At 64.0% G+C, this 12773-nt stretch carries 16 protein-coding genes; 2 read left to right on the forward strand and 14 right to left on the reverse strand.

Features of this window, described 5'->3' with window-relative positions; genetic code table 11:
* Window position 1: 1 nt before the first annotated feature.
* The 11 genes from ACNJ7E_RS26275 to ACNJ7E_RS26325 all read right to left on the reverse strand — a co-directional run bounded on the left by ACNJ7E_RS26275 (window position 2) and on the right by ACNJ7E_RS26325 (window position 6181).
* A complete protein-coding gene (locus ACNJ7E_RS26275; RefSeq protein WP_418341296.1) occupies window positions 2–250 on the reverse strand; it encodes a toxin HicA in 249 nt (82 codons plus the stop codon).
* 113 nt (window positions 251–363) lie between these two features.
* Window positions 364–810 carry an HNH endonuclease gene (locus tag ACNJ7E_RS26280; RefSeq protein ID WP_418341297.1) on the reverse strand — a complete coding sequence of 149 codons (447 nt, stop codon included), beginning with the start codon at window positions 808–810 and terminating at the stop codon, window positions 364–366.
* Window positions 811–832: 22 nt separating this feature from the next.
* A complete protein-coding gene (locus ACNJ7E_RS26285; RefSeq protein WP_304710759.1) occupies window positions 833–1153 on the reverse strand; it encodes a hypothetical protein in 321 nt (106 codons plus the stop codon).
* Window positions 1154–1388: 235 nt separating this feature from the next.
* A complete protein-coding gene (locus ACNJ7E_RS26290) occupies window positions 1389–1718 on the reverse strand; it encodes a hypothetical protein (protein WP_418341298.1) in 330 nt (109 codons plus the stop codon).
* A 71-nt stretch (window positions 1719–1789) separates the two neighbouring features.
* Window positions 1790–1981 carry a hypothetical protein gene (locus tag ACNJ7E_RS26295; protein WP_185730297.1) on the reverse strand — a complete coding sequence of 64 codons (192 nt, stop codon included), beginning with the start codon at window positions 1979–1981 and terminating at the stop codon, window positions 1790–1792.
* Window positions 1978–2532, reverse strand: a complete 555-nt coding sequence (locus tag ACNJ7E_RS26300) for a DnaB-like helicase N-terminal domain-containing protein (RefSeq protein WP_418341299.1) — start codon at window positions 2530–2532, stop codon at window positions 1978–1980. Before ACNJ7E_RS26300 ends, ACNJ7E_RS26295 begins: the two co-directional genes overlap by 4 nt.
* Window positions 2533–2583: 51 nt before the next feature.
* Window positions 2584–2811, reverse strand: coding sequence for a glutaredoxin-like protein NrdH (nrdH, locus tag ACNJ7E_RS26305; RefSeq protein WP_418341300.1), 228 nt, complete (start codon window positions 2809–2811; stop codon window positions 2584–2586).
* Window positions 2812–3709: 898 nt separating this feature from the next.
* A complete protein-coding gene (locus ACNJ7E_RS26310) occupies window positions 3710–4141 on the reverse strand; it encodes a hypothetical protein (RefSeq protein ID WP_418341301.1) in 432 nt (143 codons plus the stop codon).
* A 45-nt stretch (window positions 4142–4186) separates the two neighbouring features.
* Entirely contained in the window at window positions 4187–4663 is a 477-nt protein-coding gene (locus tag ACNJ7E_RS26315) for a hypothetical protein (RefSeq protein ID WP_418341302.1), read from the reverse strand.
* 388 nt (window positions 4664–5051) lie between these two features.
* The gene (locus tag ACNJ7E_RS26320) at window positions 5052–5384 is read right to left on the reverse strand and encodes a hypothetical protein (RefSeq protein ID WP_418341303.1); all 333 of its coding nucleotides are present in this window, start codon (window positions 5382–5384) and stop codon (window positions 5052–5054) included.
* A complete protein-coding gene (locus tag ACNJ7E_RS26325; protein ID WP_418341304.1) occupies window positions 5384–6181 on the reverse strand; it encodes a hypothetical protein in 798 nt (265 codons plus the stop codon). The genes ACNJ7E_RS26320 and ACNJ7E_RS26325 overlap by 1 nt, the downstream gene beginning before the upstream one ends.
* Before the next feature lie 1653 nt (window positions 6182–7834).
* On the opposite strand from ACNJ7E_RS26325, the gene ACNJ7E_RS26330 reads away from it, so the two are divergent.
* Window positions 7835–8806 carry an ATP-dependent DNA ligase gene (locus ACNJ7E_RS26330; RefSeq protein WP_418341305.1) on the forward strand — a complete coding sequence of 324 codons (972 nt, stop codon included), beginning with the start codon at window positions 7835–7837 and terminating at the stop codon, window positions 8804–8806.
* A gap of 269 nt (window positions 8807–9075) precedes the next feature.
* Here the strand turns inward: ACNJ7E_RS26330 and ACNJ7E_RS26335 are convergent, their stop codons facing one another.
* Together ACNJ7E_RS26335 and ACNJ7E_RS26340 are read right to left on the reverse strand one after the other, a co-directional pair.
* A complete protein-coding gene (locus tag ACNJ7E_RS26335) occupies window positions 9076–9828 on the reverse strand; it encodes an SOS response-associated peptidase (protein WP_418341306.1) in 753 nt (250 codons plus the stop codon).
* A gap of 202 nt (window positions 9829–10030) precedes the next feature.
* The gene (locus tag ACNJ7E_RS26340; RefSeq protein WP_418341307.1) at window positions 10031–10378 is read right to left on the reverse strand and encodes a histone-like nucleoid-structuring protein Lsr2; all 348 of its coding nucleotides are present in this window, start codon (window positions 10376–10378) and stop codon (window positions 10031–10033) included.
* Window positions 10379–10985: 607 nt separating this feature from the next.
* Between ACNJ7E_RS26340 and ACNJ7E_RS26345 the strand changes: the two genes are divergently transcribed.
* On the forward strand, window positions 10986–12233 hold the full coding sequence (locus ACNJ7E_RS26345) for a zinc-ribbon domain-containing protein (protein WP_418341308.1): 1248 nt from the start codon (window positions 10986–10988) through the stop codon (window positions 12231–12233).
* Between the two features lie 290 nt (window positions 12234–12523).
* Here ACNJ7E_RS26345 and ACNJ7E_RS26350 read toward each other — a convergent pair whose 3' ends face one another.
* Window positions 12524–12712, reverse strand: a complete 189-nt coding sequence (locus tag ACNJ7E_RS26350; protein WP_418341309.1) for a hypothetical protein — start codon at window positions 12710–12712, stop codon at window positions 12524–12526.
* Window positions 12713–12773: the final 61 nt, after the last annotated feature.

Below are 12773 nucleotides of genomic sequence, written 5' to 3' on the forward strand. Positions count from 1 at the left end.
GTCAGCCTCCTTCGTGAGCTTGTCGTATGCGATGACGACTTGGCCGACCTGACTGGTCCGCCTTGCCGCCGCTGCCTTTTTGGATGTTCACTCGCGGGTCGCCCGCCCACGGCATCTTGAACACCGCGTGCGAGGTGCCGCGCTGCCGCGGTTCCCCGAAGATGTCGCAGCAGAAGTTGAACAGCTCGGTATACGTCACGCTCTGCGGACTCGCCCTCATCCTCGCGATCAGCTTCGCCTGCTTCGACATACCCGGATGGTATCACCCGCGATACTATAGAGATAGGCGTTGAGAGCTGTGAGAGAGAAGTCAGCGTCCTTCGACGTCGGGCAAACACACCGAAACTCCACTGGTCAGGAGTATCAGCGAGTGGTATCGCCGCTGTTACCCGCGCCGGAAGAGCGATCGGATGGTGGCGGCGAGCCGCTCGGTCGCGGGGCGCGGTGGTGGGGGAGGGTCGATGGCCCGCGCCGTGTCGGCGGCGGCGGATTTCTGTTGTCGCCATTCCTCGTGGAGACGACGTGGCCGGTGATCGGGGACCGTCGCGGGAAGTGGTCGCCGGGCCCGGCCTTCTCGTTGGTGGCGACCTTGTAGTGCAGTCGGGCCCAAGCGAGCTCGGGATCGAAACCGCTGGCCCACTGCGCATCGTTGTTGCAGAACTGATGGGTGAGGCGGCAGTTCGCCCGGGTGTGGGGGCCTTCGCGGTCGATGTGGTCGATCGACATGACTTCGGGGCCGTACAGGGCGTCGAAGTCCACTGGTTCCAGGCAGAATTGGCATATCCCGCCGTCGCGGGCATAGATGTCCATGCGGGTGAACCGCTCGGCGATATTACTTCCAGATCGACTTGGTACCGGCGTCCGTGTGATGGAGCGTGTGGCAGGTGAACGTCACGCCGTCATCGACGACCACGCAGAACGCCACCCAATCTGTATCCACGCCCTTCGGAAGAGGCGGGGTGATATCGGCTGCGCCATTGGCGACCATCTCCTTGGCCCACTGTTCGACGGCCTGCTTGGCGTCTCCCATCGACCGGTAGGCCACGACATCTTCCGAGAACACCATGCCTGCGAATGAGCACCGCGTGATCACGTCGACCCGGCGCCCCTTCACGTGCGGGTAAGCCTCATCGGTGGGAATGGTGGTGGGCATTGTTTCTCCTTCTTGAACGTCCCCGGCGAATCGATGTCCCATCGATTCACGGGGGCGTGAGCGCGCTCATCGGGCCGTATCCCTGACCGTCTCCATGCGGCCGGGGTCAGCCTCGGTGAGGGTTTTCAGAGCAAGCGCACGAACGAAGTTCTCGACAATCCAGTCTCGGCGTGTGTGAGAACGGAGGAGACATCATTACCGGTCGGCGGCTGTGGTCGCAGATGCTCCTGGCTGCTCATCTGCGGCTCGGTCGGTTGTGGGTGTCATCCTCGACAACTTTCGCGGCGAGACGATCGAGGTCGGGGCCGACTTTCCAGTTATCACCTGGTTCGATGTGCTTCTCGAGTTCGCCGTTCTTGCGCGTTACCAGCGTGGTGATCACGACGCCGGCGAGGACAACGCCGCCTGCGATCAGACCGGCAAGCCACGGGGGTCCGGGACTGACGGTGGGGTCGATCCCGTAGAGGCCATCCCAAATGAGTGACACGAGCACGCCGAAGATCGCCGCGAACGCGAGCGCGATCGTGAGTTGGATGAGCACGGTGTTGCGCATGAGGTGGGTCATGTTGAGTCCTCCTTCGGTGGGCGTACCGCCCGCCAGTGTGCAGGATGGGGCCGACATGGGCTTTGCCCGCATCAGAACAGGGCGCCTTGGTTCTCGCCCGCGGCTGCGTCGGTGCGCTGCTGGTAGGCGGAGGCGAATGCGCGGGCCGCGGACTCGGTACACCCGATCTCCCGTCCGACCTGCGTCCAGCTGAGTCCCGCTTCGTGGAGGTTCCAGGCGTCACGTTCGTCGTCGGTGTGTATGCCGTTGGCGTGGATGGTCACTGGCCTTCTCCTCTGAGGTGGTTGAGACGGTTGGTGGCGGCTCGCTGCTGGCGACCGAGAGCGACCATGTGCTCGAAGAGCTGGTCTTCGGGCAGCTGCTCGGCGGCCTGAGCGAGGGACTGGGCGGCGGCGCGGAAGCTGCGCCGGTACGCCTGGCTGACGACGGTCCGGGTGTAGTGGTCGACGGCGATGTGATCGGCTCCGCGGGTGGTGATGTTTGCCAGGTAGCGGGACCGTTCGGCGCCGTGGTGGCCGGCGAGGTTTCCGGTGCGTTCGAGTTCGGCGGCGACCATCGTGGTGTCGTGGGGTTTTCCGGCGCGCACGAGTCGGGCGATAACGGTGAACAGTTCGCGGTGGATGGGTCGTTCGAAATCTTCGGCCTCGAGGGCGGCGACAGCCCGGGCCGCGGCCTCATAGGGCGCCCACAAGAGAGCACACAGGCAGAGGGCCTCGACATCGGTATGAGTGTTGGTGTCGATGTCGCCGACCTGAATCTGGTCGGTGTCGACGACGGTGTCATCCGGGACGAGCGCGAGGGCGGCGGCGGTCATTGAGCGGTCCTTTCGTGATGGCATGTTCGGCGGCCCGGTGTCGGTGGGGACTCAGGCAGCTACGAGGGCTTTGATGCGGTCAGGCCGGAAGCCGCCCCAATGCTGGTCACCGGCAATGACGACCGGGGCCTGGCTGTAGCCGAGCGCCCGCAGATCGTTCACAGCGTGAGGGTCGCCCTCCAGATCAATCACGGAGTACTCGATCCCCTCTTTGTCGAGGGCCCGGTGGGTGGCAGTGCATTGCACGCACGAGCTTTTGCTGTACACCTGAACCGACATTTTGAATCCTCCCCGTTTGCGCTTTCTCTACCATTCTTATTGTAGTCGAAATTAGAGATATTTCCACATATAGCGGCCAGTTTTTCGAACAATTTAGAGCCTTTCTTTCGTCCGCCTCCAGTTCGCCACCACACTTCGCAATCAGGACGCTAGCTGGCCTTTCGTCGAACCGACGCGCGGTTAGCGCACGACGGGCGGTAGCGCATTTCACTCCAGGAAGAATCGACTTCCCGGAATACATTTCGCCTCGAGAGTGGGTGTATATAGCCGCTCGAATTATCGAATCCCAAGAATAGAAACAGTTAATTCCAACCTTTTTAGAAATGGCTCGAGAATAGAATTCGGAGCCACCCTGGGCCCGATGTTCGGAAATCCTCCTAGTTCCGTCCGGTGCGGTATTCTCATCGGCCGCACCGGACGGGCGGTCCAGCTATCCGCGGGTGCACCCTCGGCACTCCCAACGGCCACGCACCTTCGTGCAGGTCCGGCGTTCCTCGCACAACCAGCACCGCTGAGACCGCGTGAGCTCGTCAGCGCTGGAGGTCCGGCTCGTCCTGTTCTGCTCCGGGATGCCAGCGGAGTGCGCGGGATCGAGCTGCGGTGATACGCACGGTGCGGCGGGTCGGGCTCGCAGCATGTGGCCGAACACGTCCTGACATCCGGTGCACACGTCACCGGGTTCGACGACCGGGAAGTCGCAGGTGGGGACAGCACACGAGATGAACAGGTCGAGCTGAGGAAGTTGGTTTCCGGGCTCGGTCATGGTGGTCGCTCTCTCCTTCTGGGCGGAGCGCACCGGGCAGATAGTTACTGCCCGGTGCGCTCACTATTCAGCGGATCGGTACTCGATCGTCAGGATGTGCCTGCCGAGTACCGCGCTAAAACGACTGATCCTGCGTCAGACTTCGACCACCTGAGCGCTGGCCGTGGCTGCGACGAGGTCGATCGTCACCTTCTCCAGCGCGCTCCGCGGCACATTCCAGTACCGGCCGTCTTCGCCGCCCAACTCGGCGATCTTCACCTTGGCGCCGTTGGCGAGGACCACGAACAGCGTCGTCGGATCGATATTGCGGGCCCGCTTCACCCGGACGGTGGAGCCGGTCGACAAGGGCGCGACCACGACGATCGGCTTCGCCAACAGTTCCGCGGGGGCGGGTAACAGCACCTCCGGCTGCGCCCGCACCAAGGGGCCGACACCGTCGAGTGGCTTGACGTCGTAGTTCACCTTCAACCGGCGAACCACCTCGAAAACACGCCCCTTCATGTCCTTGTTCGCGACCACGGGGTCGATGATGACGCGGTCGCCAGCCTGGAAAATGTTCGTCGACATAGTTTTTCGTTCTCCTTCGGTGATGGGTGTGTGCGGTGTTGGTGGCTATGCGGGGATCCAGGTCACGCCCTGGTCTCCGATGAGAGCGACCTTCCCTGCCGGTGCACCGCCGGTGTACTGGTGCAGTGCCGTGCGGGCGCGGGTGACTGCGCAGCCGAGTGCATCGGGAGAGTCGCCGAGTGCATCGACGCTGGCCTCGCCCATTGCTAGGGCGACTGAGTCACCCTGTGTGTCGTACAGGCCGACAACCCAGCTCGTAATGGATTCACCGGTCGTCAGAGCGGGATCGCCGTTGGTGGTGGCGAGGAGGTAGATCGATCGGCCGTCGGGGGCGTAACCGGCGTCGCCGGTGAGGGCGTAGCAGTTGCCGCCGGTCGAGGTCACCTCGGGATCGGCGACGCCGACCGCCGCCAGTCGGATCAGTTCCCGGGCGTAGATCTCCTCGAGGGTTCCGTAGTGCCGGTAGTCGAGCACCTCTGACGTCTCCATGGCAGGAGCGACGGGTGCTGTCGGTGTGCCCATGTAGCGGGAACCTTTCGTCGGAACCGGACCACCTGCGGCGGCCCGATCATTTTTTGTGCCCTTCTGGCATGGGAGAGGGGCGCCGGTATGAGGGGGCCGGAGTGCAACTGTCGAGCCGAAAAATCTCGGGGGAGCTTGCGGAGGAGAGAATTTTCGGAGCCGAAGGCCGCCCCGCGTCGGCGGTTGCGCGCAGGTCACCGCCGGCGAAACTCGGAAGGCCAGAAGGGAACAACAAGAACGCTCTTCACCAGGGCGGAGCGCAGCGGAGCATCCGCTTGGAGGACACCGAAGGTGGCCAGGCCGCCGGGCAGGCGGATCCCCAGCTGATAGACGACAGCGTTCGGCCGCGTCACCGGTTCATCCGAGACGGCGGGCCCGCGTTCGGCAGCTAGGCGGAGGGCGGTTCGCTGATGGCGTCGGCGGTGACGACCATGTCGAGCTCGAGGCTGTTCATCCCCGCGGCGTCGGTGACGTACGCGGTGATCGCCGCACACCACTGTCCATCGTGGATTTGGAACCAGTGCGTTTGAAGCGCCGGCAGCAGACCCGACAGGTAGACCGACGAACTCTTCACCCGCATGCTGACGTAATCGGCGCGCGCCGCGCCCCCACGCCCAAGCGGCAACGCCTTGCCGATGTCCACCTGGACCGGGCGCGGCGGGTCGAATGTCCTGATGACCGGGTGCTCGGGCCAGCGTTCGGTCCAGCTTTCGGTGTTCATCACAGCGCAGCTCGCAAGGGGGCGTGGCCGGTGGCCTGGACCTCGGGGACCGTGCGCCAGGCCACCGAACCGGAGTCGCTGCGGATCTCTATACGCTGCGTGCGCCGTTGGAATCCTTTGCCGGCGGCCGCGACGTCGAGTTGTATCCCGGTGACGCGGCCGTGCCCCTCGCCGAGACCGGAGTATCCAGCGACTCGGGACTCGATGCGCAGATCCACCCCGTCCCAGTGCCCCTCGGTCACCAGTAAGACGGCGCCCTTCGACCGTGCCCGCGCCACCACCGCCCTCGCCCTCGACGGCGTCACGGCCGCGCCCGACAGCCCGAGAATGACGAGATCAACGCCATCGAGAAGAATCGCCGCGACCTCGACCGCGGAGTCCTTCGGTGCGGGCACGATCGCAATCTTGGAGAGGTCCGCACCCTGTTCGACCGCGGCCAGCAGACTCAAATCCGGCATTCCGATCACGGCCGCGTGCGAACCGGCCGCAGTGACCGAGGCAAGGAGCCCGACCAGCACCGACGACGTTCCAGCGACGCTGGCAACGGTGCCCCGGGCGAGTCCTCCACGCGGAAGAAGCCCCGCGATCGGAGAGGGCACAGGAAGCGTCCGCAGCGTGGTCTGAGCGGTGGCCACAATCGGTGTCGGTTCGTCGACGGACCGCAGCATCACCGCAGGCATGGCCGGTGCGGTGCCCTCGGACCGCGCGGGAATCGCCGCCATCTTCCGCCGCAGCTGGTCGAGCTTCTCCGCTTTGGTGAGCCCGTTCGAGGCAGGCGCAATGGGCAGTTCGCTCATACTCGCCGCCTTCACACATCCCTAACCCGATCCGATCCACCCATCAGTGTAGTCGAACATACTTTCGAAGAAGGTGTAACCTGGGTGACGCCTCAGCTCGGAGGGAACCCGCTGAGGTACGCCGATGACCTGCACTTTCGGCGACTTAAGCACTGGAGGAATGACCACATACCGGTTAATAAATTGTTCAGGCATAGGAATGGCCTAGGACTGTGGATTTCTTTAGCCCTAGGCCATATCAGACTCAGTATTCAGTTGCTACATAAAGAAGGTCTGCCAGACATTCATGAACCAGTTGGCGGCAAAGCCGATCATTCCTGAATGATCCCACTGATCCCACACGTTGCCACTCATGAATTGCTCCTTAGAACTGATTGAACCAGTCCACGAAGTTGTGCCACACTTCCATGCCGGGTGCGAACCACATTATGTAGGGCAGGTCAAACAAGTTGCCGATCATAATGGATTCCATAGTGCTGCGAATCCGTTCCACAGTGCGCTGAACCATGCCCATACGGGAGGCTGTAGCCAGAGGTCTGGCAAGTTGCCGATCATGATCCACCGCCAAAGAACGGCATAATCATCGTTCCTATCCAGGCGAACACGTTGTACGGGAAAATGTCCCAGGGTGAGTTAGGCATTGCAGACTCCTTAAAGTCGGACTTACCAGGGATAGCCGGTGAGAGGGTTGTAGCCGTTCCTCATCAGCCAGGCAAAGCCCCACGCGCCTGTGTACAGCGGGTACGCCCATGCTGGCAGCCAGTCCAACTGAGGTGGGTACAGGTCACCGTTCTTCATACGTGCTCCTTCGGCCTCCCGACCTGATACGTGTATCGAGCTAGGTTGACTGTCGTTACCTGAGCGCTGAACAACGTGGACTCGTCTCAGCCTGAGCTTTGGCCTGCTTGTACGTTCAGATCAGGTATCGAATAGAACAGGTGGGTAGCCCCCTACTGGACAGCCCAGGAAAATACGCCTTCAGCGCCGCGGTGAAGTTTCTCGTCCCGGCGCAGTCCTGATCTTCTCTGTCGGAGGGACGATCTACTCTGGCAACCGCGACGAGCAACAGGTCGCCACTCACTGCCCAGACCGGTGATCTGATCACGGTCCTGATCTGCGGTGTTCCGCGGATTGGCAGGTGCGTGGCGGCCTGTTTCTCTTTGCGATCTGGGGTGAATCCGCCATCACTCGGCCTGCACCTACTAGGGCCCACTCGATTGGGTAGCTGTACCGATCCGCCTCCGGCGGGCGATACACAGCGCAGGAGAGCCCGTTTCCGACCAAGGAGTTCGCCATATTAGACCTGGGATTTTTCTCTGCTTTCCCTGAGTTCACCGACGCCTGGGTGGCAATAAGCATGTGGTGGGATTCGCTTCCATTCAACTGAGCCCGGGGGTGATGACGGTGATTCCGATACCCCCGTACGGGTTGGGCGACAGCTGGATGGTGTGGACACCTTGGCTGGTGCCCATAGTTCTCTGGTGGAACTCCTGGCACTGACCCCAGTACCTACCGCGCGCTGCGCCGGCGACGGACGGGGCGGTGACGGCTGTGTGGTTGTCGCGATTCCGAAACCGGCGGCGGTTCGTTGCAATCGCTCTGTCCTGAGCCTTCTACCTGCGTAGCTCCCAGGTCACGGGCACAATCGGGCGTATGCGGCTGATCGCGCCCATGCTGGCCACGGCCGGCACCCTCCCTGACACCACGGACCGCCCGTGGAGTTTCGAGATGAAGTACGACGGGTGCCGGATGCTGGCCTCGGTCGGTGGCGGCCGCGAGCCGGTGCTGTGGACCCGCGCCATGAACGTGGTGACACCCTCATATCCCGAGATCGCCGAGGCATTGACGGCCGCATTCGGCGGCCGCGGCCGCATCGTTCTCGACGGCGAACTGGTAGCTCTCGATCAGGGCAAGCCATCCTTCGGGCTGCTCCAGCACCGACTGGGGGTCACCCATGCGACGAAGCCGTTGCAGCGGCGAATCCCTGTGACATTCTTACCCTTTGATGTCCTCGCGCTCGAAGGAGACGATCTCACGAAGGCGTCGTATCTGGAGCGGCGGGCGGAGCTGGCCGAGCTGGATGCGATCCTCCAGAAGGTCGGCGGCCTGCCCATCACCGTCCCTCCGTTCTGGGAGAATCAGAGCAGCAAGATCATGCTGAATGCCGCTAAAAGTGCTGGCATGGAAGGAATCTTGGCCAAAAGGTCGGCATCGATCTACCTTCCGGGCCAGCGGAGCCGATCCTGGGTCAAGCATGCAATCCGCACGCGCAGTTCGGTTTTGGTGATCGGATTCGTCGGCTCGAGCCGATCGATTGCGTCGCTGATCCTCGGAGCGTACGACGCCGAAGGACGGTTGGTTCAGGTCGGTTCTGTCTCCTCCGGGCTCACGGTGCCGATGCGCCGACAGCTCCGGGAGGACTTCCGTCCGCTGGAATGCCCTAGCAGCCCTCTCACGGACCCGTCAGCGGCCGCGGAGACCTTCCCTGGGGTTCAGTGGCTGACTCCTCGGCTGGTCGTGGACGTCGCCTACAGAGCGCACACGGCGGGTGGGCTGAGGCACCCCTCGCTGAAAGGCCGGCGCTTCGACGTCGATTTTCGCTCGGTTCGGGTGGAGGACCTGTAGGGAGGCCAGAGGAAAGCCGCCGACACCTTCCCCGGTGTCAGCGGCTCCTCATCCTGTCCGGGGAACGCTGCGCAGTGCAGGTCTTACCCCGTTCAGGGCGACGGGGGCGCCATATCGCCTCTCGGCAAGTGGTCGCTCGCAGCGACTTTTCTGGTGTGGTACCCGGGGTATGCGCGCCACCGTCAGCCTCTTCAACAGCGGGCGGTGTGGTCGTATTCCAACCCTCGATGGGGCGCCGAGCACGGGGCCCACGTGGGGTCACACCGTGGTCAGTGGGCTTCCTCGACCGTGATCGGCTTCAACAGGTCGGCGCCGTTGTTGCGGACGTTGTTCACGGCCTTGGACACCGGGTAGGTCTGCAGGCTGCCCGGTGCCGGTGGCGCCATCAGGGAGCGGGCGTAGTCGACGTCGGTGTTGGTCGGGTCGAGCCAGTCCGCCCAGTTCTCCGGTGACACGCTCATCGGCATCCGGTCGTGAATGTGCCCGACGTCGTCGGTGGCCTCGGTCGTGATCACCGAGAAGGTGACCAGCCAGGCGTCCGGGTCCTCGTCGGGGACGTCGGGGTTGCGCCAGAAGTCGAAGATGCCGGCCAGAGGCAGAATGTCACCCTCGGCCGGGTGGATGAAATACGGTTGTTTCAGCGGTTTCCCGGACTTTCCGACCTCGTCGGTCGGGAACCACTCGTAGAACCCCGTCACCGGCACAATCCCGCGTCTCGACTTGAAACACTGCCTGTACGCGGGCTTCTCATGCACGGTCTCGGCGCGGGCATTGATCATGCGGGAGCCGATCTTCGGATCCTTCGCCCAGAACGGTGTCAAACCCCATTTGAGGTTGCGCAACTGTCGTTGGGGCTGCTCGCCCTCGGTGTCCTTCGGCACGCGGGCGATCACGACCGGGGAGGTCTTCGTGGGCGCCACGTTGTAGTCCGGTGCCATCTCCGGGTCGGCCCGCTCGGGGTTGATCTCGAAGGTCTCGAGCAGTGTGTTCCGGCTCGTCGTCGATGCGTAGCGACCGCACATACCGTTAGCGTGCCACGGCGCACCGACGAGCCCCTGCCGGATGCCTGATAAGACCAGGTAAGCCGGCACACGGAGTCCGCCCACGACCCAAAGACGCCATGTTCGACCCTCGCCTCCTGGTTTCCCTGGCTCGCGCCATCGCGGGCCACAGACTCGTCGTGGTGGGACTCCTGGAGCTGACACCCGTGTCGGGTGAGACCGTTCAGTGGGCGTCGTGAAACCACCGCTCGATCTCGGTGGGGATACGTCCGCGGGACGAGAGCTCGTAGCCCTGCTCGATCGCCCAGGCGCGGATCTTCTGCGTTTCGGCCCGCGGCCGCTTCCCGCCAGTGGGGTTGCCCGGCCGGTCCGTGCGGTGCTTGCGGCCGCCGACCCGGGTGGAGTGCGCGATGTAGTACTCGAAGGTCTCTCGAAGTTCCTTGGCGTGCTCGTCCTTCAGGTCGATCACGTACTCGACGCCCTCGACGGCATAGTGGATGCTCTCGCCGTCCTCACCGAAGGCGGTGCCGTCGATGTCGTCGACCATCTCTACTACGACCTTGCGTGCCACAGATTTCACTCCTCGAGGTCTTCGGTACGGACCAGATGACAGTACTGATCTGCCGCCGGTGCCTGCGGCAGATGGAGGGCACCGGAAACACGCGGCGTCCGGACAGCCGATCGCATCAGCGACACTCCGTAGGACCGGCTGCGACACGCCCGACGTTTGGTGGTCTTGTTAGGCTCAGCGATGCCCGCTGGCATCGCTGCTGGTCAGGGCCGCCGCCATCCTCACCGGCGTCCTCGGGATCTGGTCTAACGTGCGCAGTCATGACGAACTTCCCCGCCCTGTATGGCGGCGCCCTGGAATCCGCCCCTGCTGATGCGGAGTTGAGGCTGCCGACGATGGAAGGGGTCGTCGAGTTCCTCGGCCCGGGGGGCCGACTTTCTGATGATGCTGGGCGGGATCGCCGCCCTGGTCGGGTCCATCTCGTCACCGGGCGTCGGATGAACATGAGCAACGAAGGCCTCGGTGCTCCTCGGCAGACCCGGGAACGTTCGTCACCGGATTCATGGCCTGGCCGGCGTAGCGGCCCCCGGGCACGCGATCCAGTGGCGACGGTGCCGGTGGTGCCCGAGAGTGTTGATACACCAAGAGTGAGCCTTGAGGGGGGCGTGTGCGTTTCAAAGAGAAGCACCCAGAACTGTTTCGCCAGCTACATCCGACCCGCAATACCGGGGTCGATCTCGACTCGACCACGAACTCGTCCCACGAGATGCTGTGGTGGCGCTGCCCTGCCGGGCACGAGTGGCGCGAAACCCCGCTGCAACGGCGCTCGCCCGCTGCGTGGAAGAACGGGGACCTGCACGCCTGCCTGTACTGCGTCGCTCCCGGCGCCATCGTGCACAGTTGCGGGCACCGGCGGTTCCAGCCCAGCGAATCGACCTTCCGGGTGCTTCCCGACCCGTGCCGCAAGTGCGAGGTCACCGAGCACGCCCGCCTGATCCTTGACGCTCACGACGACTCGGCGGCCGCCGCGGTCCCCATCCTCGACGACAGTCCCCTCTACGCCCTGTTCTGCGCCAGGGCGGCCGACACGGTCGAGTGGTGGGATCAGATCTTTCCCCTGGTGGAGGCGTACTTCGTGCGGATGGTCAGCGTGTACGTCGCCATCGCGGCCGTGGAGCATCGACCCGCGCCCAGCTACCCGACTTCGAGCCTGCTCGGTGCGTGCATGCTGCGCATCCTCGACGCGCTGCCGCCCCTCTGCCGGGAGGAGATGCACGCGGTTGTGCCGGACGACGCCGGCCATTTCCGTCACACGTATCTTCCCGGCGGGCATGACAGCGAGATCGGTTGGGCGCTGAAGAAGCTCGGCTTCGACATCCTCGACACGCCCCTGGACGGCGAGATCGAGCGGCGCCTGCAATTCTGCGAGCAACAACGCTTCACCGCGACCGGGGAGCTGCCCGCGGTCAACCTCGCGGACCGGCACTATCCCCCGTTCACCCATCTTCCCCGGGACCGCGAGAGCGGGGCGTTGTCCGAGCTGAGGGGATTCCGCCCGAAGCAGCCCCCACCGCGCATCACCGCAGTCCGGGTCACGCTCGCTGAATCCTGCCCCGCCGATCCCGACGACCCGCTGGGCCGGACACACCTCGGGTACGCCGAAGGTCTCACGCCGCAGGAGTTGTGGGAGCGCGGCCGCGGGGTGTGGAAGCTACGTGCCGATCACGTCGCTGCCTCGACGATCATCCTCATCGTGTTCGACAAGACCATCGTGTTGGTCGCGTCGATCACCGGACTGACCCTGCACCGCGGCGGTCTGGCCATTCTCGGTGAACCCGTTCCCGATCACCCTCTCATCGGCAGACCGGACCCGCTGCATACACCGAATCCCATTGCTCATGGCGTCATCGGATGAAGTCGAACGTGGTCGGAGGGAGTCGGAGCACCGCACCCGTACGTCACCGTGGCGACCCGCACCGATCCCACTGCCCCGAACCGCGTCATAGCGACGATGTCGTCAGGTCGCCGGATAGACGGGGGCGACCGGAACAACGGCCGTTGGGTTGATTTCCATACCGAGGACGTAGTCGCTCCGATAGGCAGACCCTGTCCACCATGACTCGTCTCGGTAGCGGGTGGGGCGGGACTACGGAGCAGAACAGTGATCGCGTTCAGGCACTTCTGTCGTCGAGTCGCTGTACGCCCTCATGAGCGGTACCACTGATCATCCCAGAGGATCGCAGCGGCGTCGTTGAGGTACCGGGGCACATCGGAAAGCGCATCGACAACGTCGGGCTTGCCCTGCTCGCTGGCCGCTTCCGTCACCGCAATCACCTGTCGGGACAGCGCGTTCAGCTGCTCGCGCAGTTCCGCTACCTGCTGATCGAGGGTCATGCAGACATCTTGCCCGACTCACTGCGAGCGTTGCCGACCGAGCCGCCCGGTCCGGGCCACA

It is taken from the genome of Rhodococcus mengyinensis (assembly GCF_048381435.1).
Classification (GTDB): domain Bacteria; phylum Actinomycetota; class Actinomycetes; order Mycobacteriales; family Mycobacteriaceae; genus Rhodococcus_F; species Rhodococcus_F opacus_D.

Bases quoted from the DNA above. Each gene is read 5' to 3' on its own strand.
- ACNJ7E_RS26320 (WP_418341303.1), bottom strand. From the start codon at position 5,384: ATGAACACCGAAAGCTGGACCGAACGCTGGCCCGAGCACCCGGTCATC.
- nrdH (WP_418341300.1), bottom strand. From the start codon at position 2,811: ATGTCGGTTCAGGTGTACAGCAAAAGCTCGTGCGTGCAATGCACTGCC.
- ACNJ7E_RS26280 (WP_418341297.1), bottom strand. From the start codon at position 810: ATGGACATCTATGCCCGCGACGGCGGGATATGCCAATTCTGCCTGGAA.
- ACNJ7E_RS26290 (WP_418341298.1), bottom strand. From the start codon at position 1,718: ATGACCCACCTCATGCGCAACACCGTGCTCATCCAACTCACGATCGCG.
- ACNJ7E_RS26335 (WP_418341306.1), bottom strand. From the start codon at position 9,828: ATGTGCGGTCGCTACGCATCGACGACGAGCCGGAACACACTGCTCGAG.
- ACNJ7E_RS26285 (WP_304710759.1), bottom strand. From the start codon at position 1,153: ATGCCCACCACCATTCCCACCGATGAGGCTTACCCGCACGTGAAGGGG.
- ACNJ7E_RS26275 (WP_418341296.1), bottom strand. From the start codon at position 250: ATGTCGAAGCAGGCGAAGCTGATCGCGAGGATGAGGGCGAGTCCGCAG.
- ACNJ7E_RS26300 (WP_418341299.1), bottom strand. From the start codon at position 2,532: ATGACCGCCGCCGCCCTCGCGCTCGTCCCGGATGACACCGTCGTCGAC.
- ACNJ7E_RS26310 (WP_418341301.1), bottom strand. From the start codon at position 4,141: ATGTCGACGAACATTTTCCAGGCTGGCGACCGCGTCATCATCGACCCC.
- ACNJ7E_RS26315 (WP_418341302.1), bottom strand. From the start codon at position 4,663: ATGGGCACACCGACAGCACCCGTCGCTCCTGCCATGGAGACGTCAGAG.
- ACNJ7E_RS26325 (WP_418341304.1), bottom strand. From the start codon at position 6,181: ATGAGCGAACTGCCCATTGCGCCTGCCTCGAACGGGCTCACCAAAGCG.
- ACNJ7E_RS26330 (WP_418341305.1), top strand. From the start codon at position 7,835: ATGCGGCTGATCGCGCCCATGCTGGCCACGGCCGGCACCCTCCCTGAC.
- ACNJ7E_RS26350 (WP_418341309.1), bottom strand. From the start codon at position 12,712: ATGACCCTCGATCAGCAGGTAGCGGAACTGCGCGAGCAGCTGAACGCG.